At 54.8% G+C, this 18994-nt stretch carries 19 protein-coding genes; 15 read left to right on the top strand and 4 right to left on the bottom strand.

What is annotated here, in order from left to right:
* Positions 1-927 (bottom strand): LysR family transcriptional regulator, encoded by a 927-nt coding sequence (locus DW089_RS02620; RefSeq protein ID WP_105326290.1) that lies wholly within the window; start codon positions 925-927, stop codon positions 1-3.
* A gap of 245 nt (positions 928-1172) precedes the next feature.
* On the opposite strand from DW089_RS02620, the gene DW089_RS02625 reads away from it, so the two are divergent.
* The 7 genes from DW089_RS02625 to DW089_RS02655 all read left to right on the top strand — a co-directional run bounded on the left by DW089_RS02625 (position 1173) and on the right by DW089_RS02655 (position 9121).
* On the top strand, positions 1173-2555 hold the full coding sequence (locus DW089_RS02625) for a YfcC family protein (RefSeq protein ID WP_233547538.1): 1383 nt from the start codon (positions 1173-1175) through the stop codon (positions 2553-2555).
* 27 nt (positions 2556-2582) lie between these two features.
* Positions 2583-3782, top strand: coding sequence for a M20 family metallopeptidase (locus DW089_RS02630; protein WP_118286731.1), 1200 nt, complete (start codon positions 2583-2585; stop codon positions 3780-3782).
* A gap of 291 nt (positions 3783-4073) precedes the next feature.
* Positions 4074-6206, top strand: coding sequence for an anaerobic ribonucleoside-triphosphate reductase (gene nrdD / locus DW089_RS02635; RefSeq protein ID WP_105326287.1), 2133 nt, complete (start codon positions 4074-4076; stop codon positions 6204-6206).
* Positions 6207-6220: 14 nt separating this feature from the next.
* A complete protein-coding gene (gene nrdG, locus DW089_RS02640) occupies positions 6221-6754 on the top strand; it encodes an anaerobic ribonucleoside-triphosphate reductase activating protein (RefSeq protein WP_118286732.1) in 534 nt (177 codons plus the stop codon).
* Positions 6755-6925: 171 nt separating this feature from the next.
* On the top strand, positions 6926-8134 hold the full coding sequence (locus DW089_RS02645) for a M20 family metallopeptidase (RefSeq protein WP_118286733.1): 1209 nt from the start codon (positions 6926-6928) through the stop codon (positions 8132-8134).
* A 16-nt stretch (positions 8135-8150) separates the two neighbouring features.
* On the top strand, positions 8151-8741 hold the full coding sequence (locus tag DW089_RS02650) for a GDSL-type esterase/lipase family protein (RefSeq protein WP_105326284.1): 591 nt from the start codon (positions 8151-8153) through the stop codon (positions 8739-8741).
* Positions 8738-9121: an acyl-CoA thioesterase gene (locus DW089_RS02655; RefSeq protein WP_105326283.1), complete on the top strand. Its 384-nt coding sequence runs from the start codon at positions 8738-8740 to the stop codon at positions 9119-9121. Before DW089_RS02650 ends, DW089_RS02655 begins: the two co-directional genes overlap by 4 nt.
* Positions 9122-9177: 56 nt before the next feature.
* Here the strand turns inward: DW089_RS02655 and DW089_RS02660 are convergent, their stop codons facing one another.
* Together DW089_RS02660 and DW089_RS02665 are read right to left on the bottom strand one after the other, a co-directional pair.
* On the bottom strand, positions 9178-10671 hold the full coding sequence (locus tag DW089_RS02660) for a sodium-dependent transporter (RefSeq protein ID WP_105326282.1): 1494 nt from the start codon (positions 10669-10671) through the stop codon (positions 9178-9180).
* A gap of 123 nt (positions 10672-10794) precedes the next feature.
* On the bottom strand, positions 10795-11211 hold the full coding sequence (locus DW089_RS02665; protein ID WP_118286734.1) for a hypothetical protein: 417 nt from the start codon (positions 11209-11211) through the stop codon (positions 10795-10797).
* A 159-nt stretch (positions 11212-11370) separates the two neighbouring features.
* Between DW089_RS02665 and DW089_RS02670 the strand changes: the two genes are divergently transcribed.
* The 3 genes from DW089_RS02670 (at position 11371) to DW089_RS02680 (ending at position 14005) form a co-directional block, all read left to right on the top strand.
* The gene (locus DW089_RS02670) at positions 11371-12141 is read left to right on the top strand and encodes an HAD family hydrolase (protein ID WP_105326280.1); all 771 of its coding nucleotides are present in this window, start codon (positions 11371-11373) and stop codon (positions 12139-12141) included.
* 81 nt (positions 12142-12222) lie between these two features.
* Positions 12223-13128, top strand: a complete 906-nt coding sequence (locus DW089_RS02675; protein ID WP_118286735.1) for a hypothetical protein — start codon at positions 12223-12225, stop codon at positions 13126-13128.
* A gap of 136 nt (positions 13129-13264) precedes the next feature.
* Entirely contained in the window at positions 13265-14005 is a 741-nt protein-coding gene (locus DW089_RS02680; RefSeq protein WP_105326523.1) for a L,D-transpeptidase, read from the top strand.
* Positions 14006-14054: 49 nt separating this feature from the next.
* Here the strand turns inward: DW089_RS02680 and DW089_RS02685 are convergent, their stop codons facing one another.
* The gene (locus DW089_RS02685; protein WP_118286736.1) at positions 14055-14309 is read right to left on the bottom strand and encodes a hypothetical protein; all 255 of its coding nucleotides are present in this window, start codon (positions 14307-14309) and stop codon (positions 14055-14057) included.
* A gap of 447 nt (positions 14310-14756) precedes the next feature.
* Between DW089_RS02685 and DW089_RS02690 the strand changes: the two genes are divergently transcribed.
* The 5 genes from DW089_RS02690 to DW089_RS02710 all read left to right on the top strand — a co-directional run bounded on the left by DW089_RS02690 (position 14757) and on the right by DW089_RS02710 (position 18936).
* A complete protein-coding gene (locus tag DW089_RS02690) occupies positions 14757-15182 on the top strand; it encodes a Fur family transcriptional regulator (protein WP_105326277.1) in 426 nt (141 codons plus the stop codon).
* A 132-nt stretch (positions 15183-15314) separates the two neighbouring features.
* Complete coding sequence (locus tag DW089_RS02695; RefSeq protein WP_233547539.1) at positions 15315-16112, top strand: MBL fold metallo-hydrolase; 798 nt, start codon at positions 15315-15317, stop codon at positions 16110-16112.
* 12 nt (positions 16113-16124) lie between these two features.
* Entirely contained in the window at positions 16125-17255 is a 1131-nt protein-coding gene (locus DW089_RS02700; protein ID WP_105326275.1) for a S1C family serine protease, read from the top strand.
* Positions 17255-17737, top strand: a complete 483-nt coding sequence (gene rlmH, locus DW089_RS02705; protein WP_105326274.1) for a 23S rRNA (pseudouridine(1915)-N(3))-methyltransferase RlmH — start codon at positions 17255-17257, stop codon at positions 17735-17737. Before DW089_RS02700 ends, rlmH begins: the two co-directional genes overlap by 1 nt.
* Positions 17738-17814: 77 nt before the next feature.
* Positions 17815-18936 (top strand): DUF362 domain-containing protein, encoded by a 1122-nt coding sequence (locus DW089_RS02710; protein WP_105326273.1) that lies wholly within the window; start codon positions 17815-17817, stop codon positions 18934-18936.
* The last annotated feature ends 58 nt before the right edge of the window (positions 18937-18994 follow it).

Genomic DNA, 18994 nt, shown 5'->3' on the forward strand with positions numbered 1-18994 from the left:
TTACAGTATTTGGGCCACGGTTTCCTGGGTGAGCCGGAGAAAGGCCCGGAGGGTAGGGTTGTGTTCCTGGCCTTTGGCATAGGACAGGGTCAGCCAGGGAGCCGTCTGCAGGTCCCCTGTAAGAAAATAGCGGATGGGCTTGGGAATGTGCAGGGCATGGACGTAGGAACTCATGCAGAAAGCAGCCCCCATTCCTTCCGCTGCCAGGCGCACGGCCGTTTCGATGCTGCCCACTTCTTTGAACCTTGCCTGGTTTAATCCAGCGGTTTTCAGCAGCTTATCTTCCTGGAGCCGCACCTGCTGGTAGGGTCGCTGCAAAAGCAGTAGTTCCTTTGGCAGAGCTTCCAAATCCAGAAAAGAATAGGGAGAGCCGGCTACGGGAATGGCCTGGGCACAGGCCGGGTGGTCCGGAGAAAGGGCCAGCAGCAGGGGTTCCCGCTTCAACAGCCGCTGGGCAAATTCCGGGTCCGGTTGATCCTGGATAGAGAGAATCACATCAAATTGGTTATTCTTCAGCCCTTGCAGCAGTTCCTGGTGGTGCTCATGGGTCAGCTTGATTTCGGCGTCCGGATGGGTGCGGTGGAAGGCGGCAATCAGGGTGGGCATCAGAAGGGAAGAATAGATCAGGTAGGTGCCAATGCGCAGACTGTTTTGGCGCCTTTGCTGCAAGGGCAGCAGCGCACTGGCCAGCTCCTGGTCCAGGTCCAAGATTTTCCGGGCGTAGGCGAGGACCAGCTCCCCTTCTGGGGTGGGGGTTACCGACCGGCCGTCCCGCAGGAACAGGGGAACCCCCAAGGACTCCTCCAGCTTTTTGATGGCAATGCTGAGGGTGGGCTGGGTAATATAGAGTTTGCGGGCAGCGGTATGGTAGCTGCCGGTTTCTGCCAGCACGCAGAGATATTGGAGCTGGCGCAGGGGAAAGGTCATGCTGCTGCCTCCTTAGGGACAAATTTACCGATTTTCATCCATTATAGCATGGAAGCTGCTGCGGTAAGCCAGTATTTTGTACAAATGATAGAAAAAATCTATCAGTAGATTAAATAGAACAATTGGACGTACAAGCTGAATTTTCTTACAATGAACCTATCAAGGGCAGCAGCCCGCAACGGCTGCTGCGGAAAGGGAGTAGGAAAATGACAGCAAATGCGGCGGCAGGAAAACCTGTCAAAAAAATGGAAGTACCCCATACTTTTGTGATCATCTTCGTGATGATATTGCTGGCGGTGCTTCTTACGTGGATCATTCCCGCAGGGATGTATGATTTCGTGAAAAATGCCAGCGGCCGGAAAATGGTGGATCCGGCAACCTTCCACTATGTGCAGAGCAGCGGGGTGAATCCTCTGAAAATCCCTCTGTACATCATTAAGGCCTGCGAACAAAGAGCGGAACTGATGATGATCATCTTCTTCTCCGGGGCCGCCTTCCATGTGGTGACGAAAACCGGCTCGCTCCAGGCCCTTCTGGCCATTGGCGCCCGGAAGTTTTCGGACCGGCTGTACATCTTTATCCCGGCCCTGACCCTGCTATTTGGGTTAATCTGCACCACCCAGGCCGTGAATACCTTTATTCCCTTTGCACCAGTGATGGTGATGCTGAGCATGGCCATGGGCCTGGATTCCATTTCTGGGGCTTCCATCATGCTGCTGGGCGGGGCGGTAGGGTTCTCTACGGGGACCCTGAACGTTTCCACCACCCTGGTAGCCCAGAATATTGCGGAGCTGCCGCCTTATTCCGGCTTGGGCTACCGGTCTTTCTGTTTTGTGGTGTATTACATTGTGACCAACATCTATTTGATTCGTTATGCCAATAAGGTGAAGGCCAAACCGGAGCTGAGCCCCATGTACGACCTGGACCAGGAAACCCTCCAGCGGGAAGGCACGCTGGATTTGGAAGAAGCCAGCCACTTGACTCGGAAAAAACTGATTCCCTTAATTCTTTTGATTGTGATTTTTGCCGTCATCATTTATGGAACCATTGTTTGGAAATGGAGTATGGACCAGATGTCCGCCATGTTCCTGGTTTATGCGGTAGCGGCGGATCTATTGTACGGAGCCAGTGCCAACGAAGTGTGCAAGGACATTATTGAGGGCAGCAAAAAGATGCTGGGAGCTGCCTACATCATTGGCATGGCTTCCACCATCAGCGCCATTATGAACGACGGGAAAATCACCTACACCATTGTTCATGCCCTGTCCCAGATTTTGGAAGGGCTGCCGGCGGTGGTGATTGCTCCCGGCATGGTGGTGGCCAATACCATCATCAACGTTTTCCTGACCAGCGGCAGCGGCCAGGCTGTGGCAGTTATGCCCATCCTGACGCCCCTTTCCGATGTACTGGGGGTTACCCGGCAGACCATGGTGCTGGCCTTCAACTTTGGGGATGGGTTCTGCAACTACATTCTGCCCACCTCTACAGCACTTATGGGTTCCCTGTCCGTGACCAACATCCCCTACGACCGGTGGATGCGGTTTATGTGGAAACTGTTTCTCATCTGGCTAGTGGTGGGCTGCATCCTGGCGGCCATTGCCCAATTTATCCAGCTGGGACCGATGTAAAACTTTGCCAAGAAAGAAGGAGACAACATGCTGGAACAGAAAATTGCCCAGGCCAATGCCTGGATTGATGAATTGGCGCCCCAATTGTGGCAGCTCTCCGATGCCATTTATGATCACCCGGAGGTGGGGCCCAACGAGGTGTATGCCAGCGGGCTGCTGACGGATTATCTGGAGCAGCAGGGCTTTACCGTAACCCGGGGACTGGCCACCCTGCCCACAGCCTTTAAGGCTGTTTGGAAAAACGGAGAAGGGGGCCCCAATTTTGGCCTTCTATGCGAATATGATGCCCTGGCCGGTATGGGACATGGCTGCGGCCATCAAATGCAGGGACCGGCCATTTTGGGCGCTGCTGCGGCCATTAAAAAGGCAGCCGGGGATAGACCCTTTACCCTGACGGTATACGGCACCCCCGGGGAAGAAAATATCAGCGGCAAATACATTATGATTGAAAACGGGGTGACCTTTGAGGAACTGGATGTGGCTCTCATGATGCACGGGGGTCCCGCCACCCAGACGGATATCAAATGCTTGGCCAATGGGGAATACACCCTGACCTACCATGGAAAGGCGGCCCATGCGGCCCTGAAGCCCGAAGACGGCCGGAGTTCCCTGGACGCCATGCTGCTGGCTTTCCACGGCATTGAGTGCCTGCGGGAGCACGTGCCCGACGATGTGCGGATTCACTACAATATTTTGGACGCCGGCGGCACCGCTGCCAATGTGGTCCCCAGCTTTACCCAGGCCCAGGTCATGGTCCGGGGCAATACAGTGGGGGAAGTAAAGGGGCTGATGCAGCGGCTGGAGAAAATCTACCAGGGGGCCGCCCTGATGACGGAAACCCAGGTGGAATACCAGCTGGGCAAACTGCTGGACAACAAGATTCCCAACCTGACCCTAAACGATATCCTCATGCGCCATGCCCGGGAACTGAAGGCTCCCAACTGCCAGCCGCCCCGGGAGCGGACCGGGTCCACGGACTTTGCCAATGTAATGCACCGGGTCCCCGGCTCCTGCATCCGGGTAGCCTTTGTTCCCCCAGGAACGGTATCCCATTCGGAAGCTTTTATCCAGGCCGGCAAGTCGGAGGCGGCTCACAAGGCCATTGTTTTTGGGGCCAAAATTTTGGCAGATACCATTTTGGAATTGGTTCAGCAGCCGGAAGAGTTACAAAAAATTCAGGAAGAATTTCGGACCAGATTGTACGCAGAAAACAATAATGAAGTGTAAACAATAAATATTATCAATTAGGCGGAGGGCTCATTCCTCCGCCTTTTTTGGCCTCTGAAAAAATAGATAAAAAGACAGATTGAAACGGAAAAAGGCAAAAGCGTAACCTTTGTCCGCTTTGCGAGAACACACAGCCTGTTGTGTTTTGGGTGTATTTACGTTGATGTTTACACAATATGTAGTTGCGAAATGGTCCGAGATATTGTATGATATTAGGGCAGTCAACAATAACTGTATATAAAAGAATGACAATATATTGCGTAGAAAAAATTCAGGAGAGAGGGATCGGGTATGGCTAAAAAAGTAATCAAGCGCGACGGTTCTACGGTAACTTTTGACCGCAGCAAAATCGTAACAGCCATTCAAAAGGCCAACAAGGCCGTAGAGGAAAAAGAGCAGCTTCCGCTGGAAGATATTGAAGAGATCGCTTCTTTCGTGGAGCACAAGCAAAAAACCAGACTGCTGGTGGAAGATATCCAGGATATGGTGGAAAAACAGATCATGACCCGGGGCCGTTATGCCCTGGCCAAGGCCTACATCATTTACCGGTACAACCGGGCACTGGTCCGCAAGGCCAATACCACTGACGACTCCATCCTGTCTTTGATCAGCAACAAGAATAAGGACGTTATGGAAGAAAACTCCAACAAGAACGCGGTAATGGTTTCCACCCAGCGTGACTTGATTGCCGGGGAAGTTTCCCGGGACCTGACCCGCCGGGTGGTGCTGCCGGAAAAAATTTCCCGGGCCCACGATGACGGTGTCATCCACTTCCATGATGCCGATTATTTCATCCAGCCCATGTTCAACTGCTGCCTGGTAAACCTGGGCGACATGCTGGACAACGGCACGGTTATGCACGGCAAGCTGATTGAAAGCCCCAAGAGCTTCCAGGTAGCCTGCACCGTAATGACCCAGATTATTGCTTCCGTGGCTTCCGCCCAATACGGCGGCCAGTCCGTGGATGTATCCCATTTGGGCAAGTACCTGCGCCGGAGCCGGGAAAAATTCAAGAAACGCCTGCTGGAAACCACCCATGGCCAAATGTCCAAAGAGGATATGGAAGCTGTGCTGGACAGCCGGATGAAGGATGAACTGGCCAGCGGCGTCCAGACCATCCAATACCAGATCAACACCTTGATGACCACCAACGGCCAATCCCCCTTTGTAACGCTGTTCATGCACCTGGATCCCCAGGACGAATACATTGAGGAAAATGCCCAAATCATCGAAGAAATCCTGAAGCAGCGGCTCCAGGGCATCAAGAACGAAGTGGGTGTGTATGTGACCCCGGCGTTCCCCAAACTGGTGTATGTGCTGGACGAAAACAACTGCCTGAAGGGCGGCAAGTACGACTATCTAACCGAGCTGGCCGTACGCTGCTCCATCAAACGGATGTACCCGGACTACATTTCTGCCAAGAAGATGAAGGAAATCTACCAGGGGAATGTATTCTCTCCCATGGGCTGCCGTTCCTTCCTGTCTCCCTGGAAGGATGAAAAGGGCAACTATAAATTCGAAGGCCGCTTCAACCAGGGCGTAGTTTCCCTGAACCTGCCCCAAATTGGCATTATTGCCAAAGGCGATGAAGATAAATTCTGGAAGCTGCTGGACGAACGGCTGCAGCTGTGCTACGAAGCCCTGATGGTGCGCCACAACGCCCTGAAAGGCATTCGCAGCGATGTCAGCCCCATCCATTGGCAGAACGGTGCCATTGCCCGGCTGAAGAAGGGCGAAACCATCGACAAGCTGCTGGAAGGCGGCTACTCCACCCTGAGCCTGGGCTACATTGGCCTGTACGAATGCACCAAGGCCATGAAGGGCGTCAGCCAAACCACCCCGGAAGGGGAAGAATTTGCTATGCGGGTGATGAAGCGCCTGCGCAAGGCCTGCGACGAATGGAAGGAACAGACCGGCCTGGGCTTTGCCCTGTACGGCACCCCGGCAGAATCCCTGTGCTACCGTTTTGCTCGGATCGACAAGGAACGCTTTGGTACCATCCCTGATATTACCGATAAGGGCTACTACACCAACTCCTACCATGTGGATGTGCGGGAACCCATCGACGCTTTCTCCAAATTTAAATTTGAAAGCCAGTTCCAGCCCATTTCTTCCGGCGGCTGCATTTCCTACGTAGAAGTGCCCAACATGAAGAAGAACCCCACGGCCATTGAAGATGTGGTCCGGTTCATTTACGATAATATCCAGTATGCGGAATTCAACACCAAATCCGACTACTGCCAGGTTTGCGGCTTTGATGGCGAGATTATGATCAATGACAACCTGGAATGGGAATGCCCGCAATGCCATAACAAAGACCAGTCCAAGATGAACGTAACCCGCCGGACCTGCGGCTACCTGGGTGAAAACTTCTGGAATGTAGGCAAGACCAAAGAAATCAAATCCAGAGTATTACACCTGTAAGGAGGCTTTTGTTCGTGAATTACGCTGTCATAAAAAAATGTGACGTGGCCAACGGCCCCGGCGTCCGGGTATCCCTGTACGTCAGCGGCTGCACCCATCACTGCAAGAACTGCTTTAACCAGGAGGCTTGGGACTTCCAATACGGCAAACCCTTTGGGTCCGAAGCCGTGAAAGAAATTATGGAAGACCTGGAACCTGGCTACATCAGGGGCTTTTCCCTGCTGGGTGGGGAACCCTTTGAACCCGCCAACCAGGCAGTTTTGGTAGGCCTCCTGCGTCACATCCGGGAACGGTTTCCGGAAAAGACCATCTGGTGCTACAGCGGTTATCTGTACGAAACGGAGCTGCTGGCCGGCAAGGTGGGGGACCCGGAAATTACCCGGGAAATGCTGGGATACCTGGATATCCTGGTAGATGGCGAATTTGTGGACGCCGAGAAGGATTTGAACCTGCGCTTTAAGGGCAGCCGGAACCAACGGATCATCAACGTTCCGGAGTCCCTGAAAACTGGAAAGATTGTCCTCTGGGAAGGTGCCGATTACGCCTGAATCCTGTAGTACTGAGCCTCCGTCCCTTGGGACGGGGGCTTTTTCTTTGCCGGGAAGGGACCCGGGGGAAAGCATTTCCCAAACCCTGTTTCCGTGTTAGAATAGCCTTACCAGGAAATTTCCTCTGGAGTGGGGAAGCTGCCTGGAACATCAAGGTTGGAGGGGAAATCTATGGATGTACAGAAAATGACTGAAGAAGAATTGCAGGCCCAATGTGTGGCCTGGCGCCGCTGGTTCCATGAACACCCGGAAGTCAGCACCAAGGAAGCACAAACGTCCCAAAAGGTTTTTGATATATTGACGGAGCTGGGCCTTAACCCGGTCCGGGGCAAGGGCCACTACGGGGTGGCTGCCACCCTGCAAGGGGCGCAGCCCGGCCCTATGGTTGCCCTGCGGGCGGATATGGATGCCTTGTCCGTAACGGAAGCTACGGGCCTGCCCTACGCTTCCCAAAACCCTGGTGTCATGCACGCCTGCGGCCATGATATGCATATTACCACCTTACTGGAGACCATCCTGCGCCTGCTGCGCCGGAAAGACGAACTGGCAGGCAGCGTCCGGGTGCTGTTCCAGCCCTCGGAAGAAATGTCCCCTACCGGCGGTGCCCGGTACATGATGCAGGACGGTTTTTTGGACGGGGTCCAGGGGGTTTTTGGCCTCCATATGTGGCCCACTTTCCTTTGTGGCCAGGTAGGGGTTAAGGCCGGAGCCTTAATGGCCGGCTCCGACCGGATCAAGGTGATTATCAAAGGGAAAACGTCCCATGCCGGACATCCCCAGGAAGGGGTGGATGCCATTATGGCGGCTGCCGACTTCCTGCAGCAGGTGAGCCATATTGTCAGCCGGCGGATCAGCCCCCTGGCTACGGCCACCATCAATTTCGGCACCATCCAGGGTGGTTCCCGGTACAATGTGGTACCCGGGGAAGTGACCCTGGAAGGCACCATTCGGACCCTGGATGAAGACAACCGGAAAAAGATTCCGGAATTCATCAAGGGCATTCTGGAAGGGCTGAAGCTCAGTGCCGGCATCGACTACGATTTCCAATATTTCTATGGCTACCCGGTACTGGACAATTGGCCGGTACCGGCCCAGCTGGCAGCAGAAACGGTGCGCCAGGTGCTGGGGGACGAGGCCCTGGTGCCCGGTATTTCCCCGGACCTTACCGCCGAAGACTTTGGCTTCTACCTGCAGAAGGTGCCCGGCGCCTTCCTGTGGCTGGGCTGCGGCATCAAAGACCAGCCCGTCCACGGTCTGCACAACGCCAAATTCTGCCCGGATGAACAGGCCCTGGTGGTCGGTTCCCGGCTGATGAGCCAGCTGGCCATCAACGCACTGCAGCAGCTGAAGGCGGGCAAGGATTTCAGCGCCCGCACCTAAAATAAGGAGAATGACTATGAAAATGGCTTTTATCGGTGACAGCTTGGTAAGCTGCCCCAACGTAACGTTAACAGAAACCTGGCCGGACATTGCCGGCAAAAAGCTGGGCCTGGAAGTGGTGAACAACGCTGCCGGCGGCAAACTGACCCTGGTGATGCGGGGGATGTTCCCCTATGATGTGCTGAACGAAAATGCCGACGGGGTCTTTATCCTGTGCGGCATGCGGGATATCATGCTGGATGAACCCATGAGCTCCATCGAAGAAAATATCCAGGTGACCCTGGATAAGGCCCAGGAAGCCGGGCTGAAGGTGATTGTGCTGGGCAAGCCGCCGCTGACTACCCTGAAAAGTGCCGAAGCCGGCTGGCAGGTGCCCAGTGAAGTGGACAAGCACAATGAGGCCCTGAAAACCTACCGGGCCTGGCTGGACGAAGAAGCTGCCCGCCGGAACCTTCCGGTGCTGGACTTTCAGGAAGTGCTGACCAAGGCCGCTGCAGAAAGCGGCAAGGAACTGCTGCTGGACGGGCTCCATCCCAACGCAGAAGGCTACAAGGCTGTGGCCGCTGCTTTTGTGAAACTCATGGAGGAAAGCAGGGCCCTGGCATGACTGCCACCTGCACCATGACCCGTTCGGTGATGCTGAATATGGCCAACTCCGCGGGAAATCTGTTTGGGGGCACCCTGATGGGCTGGATGGACGAAGTGACGGGGATTACGGCCCATCGCTTTACCTGGACCCGGGTGACCACGGCAGCAGTGAAAAGCATCAATTTCTACGTGCCCATCCACTACGGCACGGTGCTGCAGCTGGAAGGCCGGGTCATCCGGGTGGGCCGCAGCTCCCTGGACGTGGAGGTGGTGGCCTATCTGGAGCCGGAAACGGAAGACGCGGCGCCCATTAAGGCGGCGGACGGGGTCTTTACCTATGTCTCCATCAACGAGGCAGGCCGGCCCATTCCCATCCGGAAAAAACTGGAAGACGCCTAAACGCAAAAAAAGAAATGCCTATGGACGAAAGCATCCATAGGCATTTCTTTTTTAGGTTATTCGTTGGCAGCTTTTTTGGAAGCCGCAGGTTTGCCGGCGCTGCAATAGAAGATGAAGCCCAGGAACAGGAAGGCCACGCAGAACCATTTGACCAGCACTTCCGTACCCTGGCTGGCGAACATATCGTAATAGCCCTTCAGGTAGATGGAGATGATGATCAGCGGCAGTACGTATTGCAGGTAGCTGTGCAGGGAGGTGGGAATGTTCCGGCCTTCCCCGTCGTTGGCCTCCGCCAGGAAGTGCTTCCAGCCCCAGCCGTTTTCCCGGGTGCAGAACAGCACAAAGGCCAGGCTGCCCAGGGGCAGCAGGTTGTTGGAAACGATAAAGTCTTCCAGATCCAGCACGGCGGTGCCCGGGCCCAGAGGCTGGAAGCCGGCCCACAGGTTGTAGCCCAGGGCGCAGGGAACACTGAGGAGAATCACGCAGACGGCGTTAATCAGCACGCTCTTTTTCCGGTCCCAGCCGTACAGGTTCATGCCAAAGGCGATGATGTTTTCAAATACGGCAATGACCGTGGACAGGGCGGCAAAGGACAGGAAGATGAAGAACATCATGCCCCAGAAGCGGCCGCCGGGCATTTGTACAAACAGGTTGGGAATGGTCAGGAAAATCAGGGACGGACCGGCGTCCGGCTCAATGCCGTAGGCAAAGCAGGCCGGGATGATGATGAAGCCGGCCATCAGGGCCACAAAGGTGTCCAGGGCTGTAATGGTGGTGGCTTCCCCAAACAGGCTGCGGCCGTGGGGCAGGTAGGCCCCAAAAATCAGCATGGCGCCGATACCAATGGACAGGGTGAAGAACGCCTGGCTCATGGCGGCAAAAATCATGTTGCCCCAGCCCAGCTGGCTTACCGAGTCCCAATTGGGAATCAGGTAGAAGGCGATGCCCTTTTCTGCCCCGTCCAGGAACAGGGAGTGGGCGGCCAGGACAATCATCAGCAGCAGCAGGGCGGACATCATCCACTTGCTGATCCGTTCCACCCCGTTTTGGATGCCCAAATAGCAGACCGCAAAGCCCAGCAGACAGGTAATCACCATCCAGCCTACCAGGATGCTGGGGCTGGACAGCATGGTGCCAAAGGAAGCCTTGATAAACTCCGGTGAAGCGCCTACAAAGGTGCCCTTGATGTGGAGCCAGCAGTAGTACAGCATCCAGCCGGTAACGGTGGTGTAGTACATCATCAGCAGGTAGCAGCCGGCAATGCTGATGCCTTTCAGCCGGTGCCAGCGGGTGCCCGGCGGTTCCAGCACCTCAAAGCTTTTGGCAGCGCTGCGGCGGCTGCCCCGGCCAATGGCGAATTCGCAGACCATGACGGGGATGCCCATAATCAGAAGAAAGATTAAATAGATCAGGATAAAGGCGGCGCCCCCGAATTGGCCGCAAAGGTAAGGAAACTTCCAGACGTTCCCAATGCCAATGGCGCAGCCGGCAGAAACCAGGATAAAGCCAAGGCGGGAACCGAAAGAATCTAAAGGATTTTGTTCGGACAAAGTAGTACAACCCCTTTCTGCAATATGAAACACTTGTGTACCATTCTATACTAGGATGAAACAAGTTTCAAGCAAAAAGGGGTTGTTTTTTCTTGTTTTTATCAAGATAAATATGAATTGTCCTTAACGGACGCCTTTTCCTGGCTGAATCATGGTAGGAGTCTGGGCCTTTACCTTGGGCTCCAGGGGCACGCCGCCAGTTTGGCCTTGAGGCGGATTCTGCGGGCGGACATTTGGCTGGGGCTGGGTTCCTGCGTTACCGGGTTGGGAAGGAACTGGCAGGGACGGGGTCCGGGGCTGCTGGGCTGCCCGTTTGGCTTCTTCCAGGCGCTGCTGCTGTTCTGCCTGCTGCAGGCGCAGGGAACGTTCCAGTTCGGCTTTTTCGGCTTCTCTCTTTTGGTAGATGGAATGGGCAAAAAAGAGGCATAAGCACAGCACAGCCAAGAGGACAAAGGCCAGCAGGCCGTGGACGGAACGGCCCTTGGCATCAGGGTCCTTTGCGGTAAGGCGGGTATGCCAGCTGCGCAGAAATTTCAGCATATGAATCACTCCTTCTCTATTGTTAGGCCGGCGCAGAGCGTCAGCCCGAACCTGTGGGGTCAATGGCTCTATTTTACACTTGTTCTCCAAAAAGCACAAATCCCCGTGGTATAATAAGGAAAAATCAGCCGGCTCGCCGGCTAAGGAAAAGGATGACTTATGCATAAAAAATATTTTTTCTTTGATATTGACCAGACCCTGGGCCTGGGGATTTCCCAGCAGGTACCTCCGGATACCCAGTATTGCCTGGATGCCCTCCAGGCCGCCGGGCACTTTGTAGCCCTGGCCACAGGCCGAATCCAGTGTGATGCGGCAGCCTTTGCCCAGAAACACGGAATTTCTTCTATGGTGGCGGACGGGGGCAGCAGCCTTACGGTGGACGGAAAAATCCTGTCCATGGAAGGGCTCCCCTTGGAACCTGCCCGGGCCCTGCTCCGGGACCTGACCAGACGGCAGCAGCCCTGGGCGGTGGTGGTGGATAACACCCTGGACCGGTATACGCCCTACCAGGATTACCCCCGGGAAGACCCTAGAAACTACATGACCACCCACGTAGGTCCGGTGGACATTGAAGCCCTGGACCCGATTTTCAAGATTACCTATGCCCGGGAAGCGGAAGGTACAGAACCTGCCTTTCAGCAGGGCCTGCCCCACCTGCCCTATATTGACCATACGTATCTGGTGGAGCCGGTGGACAAGGGTAGGGGCATTGAAAAGCTCATGCACCTGCTTCACGCCGATCCTTCTGACGCCGTGGTGTTTGGGGACGGGCTCAATGACCTGACCATGTTCCGGAAACCCTTTTTCGCCATTGCCATGGGCAACGCCCGGCCGGTCCTGAAAGAACGGGCGGATTATGTGACCCAGGACAATGATAAGGGCGGAATCCTCAATGCCTGCCGGAAATTTGGCTGGCTGCCGGAAAAATAGCAGTGCCGGAGTCTGTGTGCCATTTGTACGGCAAGCTGCAGAGCTCCGCTAAAGGACTATATTAGGAAAGAAGATGATGGGATGCAGTGGAAGAAACGTGCTGCCCTGTGGCTGGTGGTCAGCCAATTGTTTATGGGAGGTGCCTGGGCGGCGGCCCCGGCTTTGCAGGTCAAGGTGGAACGGGAGCCGGGCTTTGTGTGGCGGCTGGATGCCCCCAATACCCTGAAACTGCCCCGGAACTACCGGGTGGACCAGCCCCTGCGGGCCAGCGGCAGCGGCCAGCCCTCGGCCCTGAACCTGGCGGCCGTGGTAAACGACCTGAAAGCCTGGGGAGTGGAGCCCGGACAGGTGGTGGATGTGGACCTGCGCCAGGAATCCCACGGCTATTTTAATGGGGCTGCGGTCAGCTGGTACGGGAAGAACAACTGGGGCAACGTGGGTCTTGCCCCCGCAGCGGTTACGGCAGCGGAGAACCGACAGCTTTCCCAGCTAAGCGGCAGGGAAGAAACCTATTATTCCCTGAGCAAGAAAAAGCTCCCCAAGGATCCGGTTTCCGTACAGGTGCTGCTGGCACCTACTGAGGAGCAGCTGGCCGCCGTCTTTGGGGTGGGCTATAAGCGGTTCCCCTGCACGGACCATCTCTGGCCCGAGGCCCAGCAGGTGGATGTCTTCCTGCAGTGGGCGGATACCCTGCCTCCCGAGGCCTGGCTCCATTTCCACTGTCAGGCCGGGGTGGGCCGGACTACGGCCTTTCTGGCCATCTGGGACATTTGGCGGAATGCACCCCAGGACAGCCTGGAAACCATTACGGACCGGCAGGCCAAGCTGGGGGGCTTGGATCTGCTCAACCTAAAGGCCACTGGCTGGATGGAAAGCGCTAATGCCCGGAAAATCTACCGGGTACGCCAGTTCTACCAATATACCGTGGAGAAAAAGGCGGGGAAAACCAATCTAAGCTGGAGCGAATACCTGAAGCAAAATCCCTGAAGGGGAGGACTGCTCGCCCTACCGCAGTCCAAAAAGTGAAAAAAACGCAAAATCTACCCTGGGCCCTGGACCATCGCTTGCTAGAAAAATAGCAGAATGGTATGATAAAAGACATTAGGAAAGAAGGATGGACCATATGACTACGAATTCTCGCCCAGGGGGGCATTCCCATAAAGGCTTGGCGGCAGGGGTACTGGCAGTCCTTTGCCTGGTGCTGGTACTGGCCGGCTGCTTTGCTTTTGGCTACAAGGGAGGACTGGGACCCAGTCCTTCCATAAAGGCACCGGCCCAAACGGCTGCTTCAGCCCAAACGGCTGCCCAGGAAAAGACGCCTGCCCAGCCCGCAGCCAGCAGCTCCGGAACCGGGGAAATCGGCACCCAGCAGGGAGGCCCGGGCCTTGGAGAAGGTTCCCAAGGAACCAATCTGCTGACGGCTCCCTTGCAAAAAGGAACTAAATATCGGGTGCTGATTGATAAAAGTGACCATAAATTCTATCTTATGGACGGCCAAATGGTGGTCCGGGCCTGGGGCTGCGCCGTAGGCAAGGGCGGCCTGGGCCAGAAACAGGTCAGCGGGGACAACATGACCCCAACGGGCACTTTTCTGGTGGACGAAATTGATGATGCTTCCAGCTGGACCCATGACTTTGGAGATGGCAACGGTTCCATTGCCGGAGCTTACGGGCCCTGGTTTATCAGCCTGGATACCAGAAACCTCAGCGGGGGCAATTGGGACGGCATCGGCATCCACGGCACCCATGATCCAGCTTCCATCGGCACCAATGCCTCGGAGGGCTGCGTCCGGCTGCAGAACGACCAGCTGGAAGAGCTGCGCCAGGTAGCCTATGTGGGTATGCCGGTAACCATTCAAGATTGAATACAGGAAATAAAAAATTCGGATGTGCTGAGCACACCCGAATTTTTTGTTATTGGCCGACCCAGCAGGTATCGCCCTGGCAGTTCCCATTTGGGGGAGCACTCTGGGGCAGCCTTTCCCTGGCGCTGCCATAGCCCTTGCCGCGCCCCTGGCCGCAGCCATAGCCGTAACCAGGACCGCCGCCCTGGCAATACCACCCGTAGCCGGGACCGTATTCCGGCACGGGGCTGGAGGCCAGCACGGCACCGCCCAGGCTCCAAAGGCCCAGAAGTACCAGTGTGAAGAGCAGCATAGATTTTTTCATGGCATTTCCTCCTTGCAAACAGGCCAAAAGGTCTCTATGTATTATAGCACGACTACTGCGCGGGAAGGAGAAAACCAAAAGTGTAAAAATTCCTAAAAAAAATTGTTAGTTTTTATGGAAAAATCCAAATAATAATGGTAAAATATTTATGTATTTTTGCAGCCCTTGGCTCTCTGCCGCAGCAGGATGCTTTCCTGAGAAATGGATGCATTTGCACTGCCTGTCAGAAGGCTTTATTTTTTTCAGGGTGAAACTAAGTGTTAACTAAAAAATAACATTAAACAATCCAAAAAGCTACAAATTTAACAATCTAAACTTTATCATTTTCTTTAAATAACAAGTTAGGAAAGTAAATTGACAAAGAACAAAAAATAATATATATTAATTACAGTTATTAAATAAGATATCAGCCGCATTCACTTGTGGGTAGGAAGGGAGGTGGCGAGAATGTTAAGCTCCAATGAGTTGGCAAAAGTGCTCCGGGACAATGGCTGCAAGGTAACGCCTCAGCGTTTGGCCGTTTATGAGATGCTGGCTCATACAAAAGAACACCCCACCGCAGAAATGATTTATGACAAGGTGAAAGACAAATACACTACGATGAGTTTTGCAACCGTGTATAAGTCTGTGGAGATTTTCAGCAAACTGGGTATAGTCCAGGTACTGAATACGGGGGAAGAAAGTTACCGGTATGATGCCAATGTAATGGAACATCCGCATATCAGATGCACCAAATGCGGAAAAGTCTTTGATGTGCCCCATATCGAGGCCAAACAGATTGAAGACATGGTTTCCAAGCAAACCGGTTTTGACGTAAACGGACACCAATTTTATTTCTATGGCGTTTGCCCTAAATGCCAGCGGAAAGCATAATCCTAGCTGTAAAAACACCGAGCTGTAAGAGTTCGGTGTTTTTTTACATTTTGCCCTTTGGATTTGTTATAATATACAGTAACGTTATGAGGGCTGTTTCCTAGAAAAAACGGTAATTTTGTATTGGTAAAGGTGTTAGAAACGATGCAGACAGACTTTGAAGTTGATATTTTGGCCAGCGGCAGCCGGGGCAATTCCACCCTGATCCGGGTGGGGGACACGGCGGTGCTTATTGATGCAGGGATTTCCTGCCGGCGGATTGTCCAGGGCCTGAAGAAATGCGGCCTGGAGCCGGAAGACCTGAGCGGGATTTTCCTGACCCATGAGCACAAGGACCACGTGGCCGGACTGGATGTGTTTGGCCGGCATTACGGAACCGTACCCATTTTCGCCAATGAAAAGACCTGGTCCCAGCTGCCGGTGCGCCGGCTGCTTACCCGGGAACAGGTGCGGGCGGTACCCCGGTCCTGCACCCTGGGCCGGCTCCGGATCGAACCCTTTAAGATTTCCCATGATGCGGCGGATCCGGTGGGGTACCAGCTGTTCTACGGGGACGAAAAGTGTACCTACCTGACGGACTGCGGCACCATTACCCCAACGGTGAGAAATGCTGTGGAAGGCGCAGAAGTCCTCATCCTGGAAGCCAACCATGATGAAACCATGCTGCGCAACGGACCCTATCCGCCCCAGCTCCAACGGCGCATTGCCGGCCAATACGGCCATTTGTCCAATGTGACCGCGGGCCAATTTCTTACGGAACTGCCGGTGCTGCCCAAGGAAGTATTCCTGGCCCATCTCAGTGAAAAAAACAATACCCCCCATATCGCCTATGAAACGGTGGAAAACCAGCTGAAGCAAATGCCCCAGCCCCACCAGATTCAACTGTTCGTGGCTTCCCAGCAGGAGCTGGTAAGCAATGTCCGGTCCTAAAGGAGTGATCGTATGAAACGCAAACTTTCCCAAAAAACCTTGAGCACCTTACTGGCTCTTTCTCTCAGCATGAGCTTCTTTACTGCCGGCTGCGGGCTGGCCAGCAAGGCCACCAATGATAAGACGGCTGCCAAGCCGGCTACCACCCAGGAAGAGAAAATGAAGGAAGCCGATTCCAAGCTCAGTGCCAATCGGAATACTCCCATCGTCCAGGCTGCCAAGAAAGTGGGTCCTACGGTTGTGGGTATTACCAACAAGGCCCTGGTGCGGGATTATTTCAACCGGACCCAGCTGGTGGAAAAGGGCAGCGGTTCCGGGGTCATCTACAGCAAGGATGGCCTGATTGTGACCAATAACCACGTAGTGGCAGGGGCCCAGGAAATTGTGGTCAGCCTGTCCAACGGCAAAACCTACACCGGCAAGGTGCTGGGCACCGATCCCACCACGGACCTGGCAGTGGTGAAAATCCAGGCCGACGAGGATCTGCCGGTAGCGGAATTTGGTGATTCCGATACCCTGATGGTGGGCGAACCGGCCATTGCCATCGGTAACCCCCTGGGCATGGAATTCCGGGGTACGGTAACCGCCGGCGTCATCAGCGCCCTGAACCGGACCATTGATTTGGGTGAGCAGCGCTTCCGCCTGATCCAGACCGACGCAGCCATTAACCCCGGCAATTCCGGCGGGGCCCTGGCCAACGCAGACGGTCAGGTCATCGGCATCAACAGCGCCAAGATTGTGGTCAGCGGCGTAGAAGGCATTGGCTTTGCCATTCCTATCAACGAAGCCAAACCCATTATCAAGCAGTTGGCCGAACAGGGCCGGGTGGTGCGCCCGTATTTGGGGGTCAGCCTCATTGACAAGACCTTGGCAGAACGGTTTGGGTTCAATATCGACCTGAGAGGAGGGCTGTTTGTAGCCAAATTGTTTCAAAATGGTCCAGCCTATCAGGGAGGCATTCGCCCGAATGATATCATTACCAAATTCAATGGGACTAAGGTTGATTCGGTGGCTGCTCTTCGGGACGCTTTGAACAAGTGCCAGGTAGGGCAGACGGTTCCTGTCACCATCTTGCGGGGCGATACGGAAGTGGATAAGAACGTAACCTTAACAGAAATGCCCCAGCAGGACAGCAATAACTGATGCTGAAGATTACCATTGCCTGTGTGGGCAAATTAAAAGAAGACTATCTGCGCAGCGCAGAGGCGGAATTTGTGAAACGGCTGGGGGCCTATTGCCAGCTGGAAATCAAATGCATTCCGGAAGAAAAAATGCCAGAAAACGCCTCTCCGGCTGCCGAGCAGCAGGTACTGCAAAAAGAGACGGAGCGCGTCCTGAAGCTGATTGACGACCACAGCTATGTGGTGCTGTTGGATCTGAAGGGAAAGGAAATTTCCTCTCCCCAGCTGGCGGAGAAGCTGGACCGCTGGATGGTGGAGGGGGTCAGCCATCTGACCTTTGTCATTGGAGGCCCCTTTGGCTATACGGATGACCTGCGCCGGCGGGCGGATTTCCGCTGGAGCTTTTCACCCCTGACCTTCACCCACCAGATGATCCGGGTTCTTCTGCTGGAGCAGATCTACCGGGCCTTCAAGATTCTGCGCAACGAAAAGTACCACCATTAAGCGGTTTTACTCTATTTTATCAGGTACAGGGCACCTGTCCCGTTTGAGGACAAAGCACCGAGGGGAGTTATTCATTCATGGAAAAAGCAAAAGTGTATTTTACGGATTTTCGCTGCCCAGTGGGTACCAGCATGCTGACCAAACTCCAGCGGCTGTGCAAAGTGGCCAAAATGAACAGCATTGACTTCGAAGGCAAATATACGGCTGTGAAGATGCATTTTGGCGAATTGGGCAACCTGGCCACCATCCGGCCCCAGTATGTCAAGGCGGTTACGGACCTAATCAAGGAATGGGGCGGCAAACCCTTCCTGACAGACTGCAACACCCTGTATCCGGGCAGCCGGAAAAACGCCCTGGACCATCTGGAATGTGCCGCCTTAAACGGCTACAATCCTACCACCACGGGCTGCCAGGTCATCATCGGGGACGGCCTGCGGGGCACCGATGAAGTGGAAGTTCCCGTACCCAATGGGGAATACATCAAAAAGGCCAAAATTGGCCGGGCCATTATGGATGCGGACATTGTGGTCAGCCTGGCCCACTTCAAGGGTCATGAATCTACCGGCTTTGGCGGCGCCATCAAGAATATCGGCATGGGCTGCGGCAGCCGGGCCGGGAAAATGGAACAGCATTCCTCCGGTACTCCCAAGGTGGACCCGGAGCTGTGCCGGGGCTGCCGGCACTGTGCCAGCGAATGCGGTTCTGACGCCATTGAGTACATTGACAACAAAGCGTTTATTCACGAAGACCTGTGCGTAGGCTGCGGCCGCTGCATTGGGGCTTGCAGCTTTGACGCCATCCAAACGGTACAGTGGGATGCCAACGAGCTGCTGGATCGGAAAATGGCTGAGTACACCCTGGCTGTGCTCCACGGCCGGCCCAGCTTCTTCATCAACTTTGTTATGGACATTTCCCCCAACTGCGACTGCCACGGGGAAAATGACGCACCCATTCTGCCCAACATCGGCATTTTTGCTTCCACCGATCCCATTGCCGTGGATCAGGCCTGCGCCGATGCCTGCCAGAAGATGCCGCCCCTGCCCAACAGCCAGCTGTCCGACCACCTGGCCGAAAAGGGCTGGGAGGAGCACCACGACCATTTCCTGGACAGCAACCCCCTGGTGGACTGGGAAACCACGCTGGAACATGGCGTGAAGATAGGCCTGGGCACCCGGGAATACGAACTGGTCCGGATGTAACTGTTTCCTTTTACGGTACATAAGAAAAGTTGAGTGTCAGATTGGAGAGGGTGCCCTT

It is taken from the genome of Acidaminococcus sp. AM05-11, from assembly GCF_003472805.1.
In the GTDB taxonomy this organism is placed as follows: Bacteria; Bacillota; Negativicutes; order Acidaminococcales; family Acidaminococcaceae; genus Acidaminococcus; species Acidaminococcus hominis.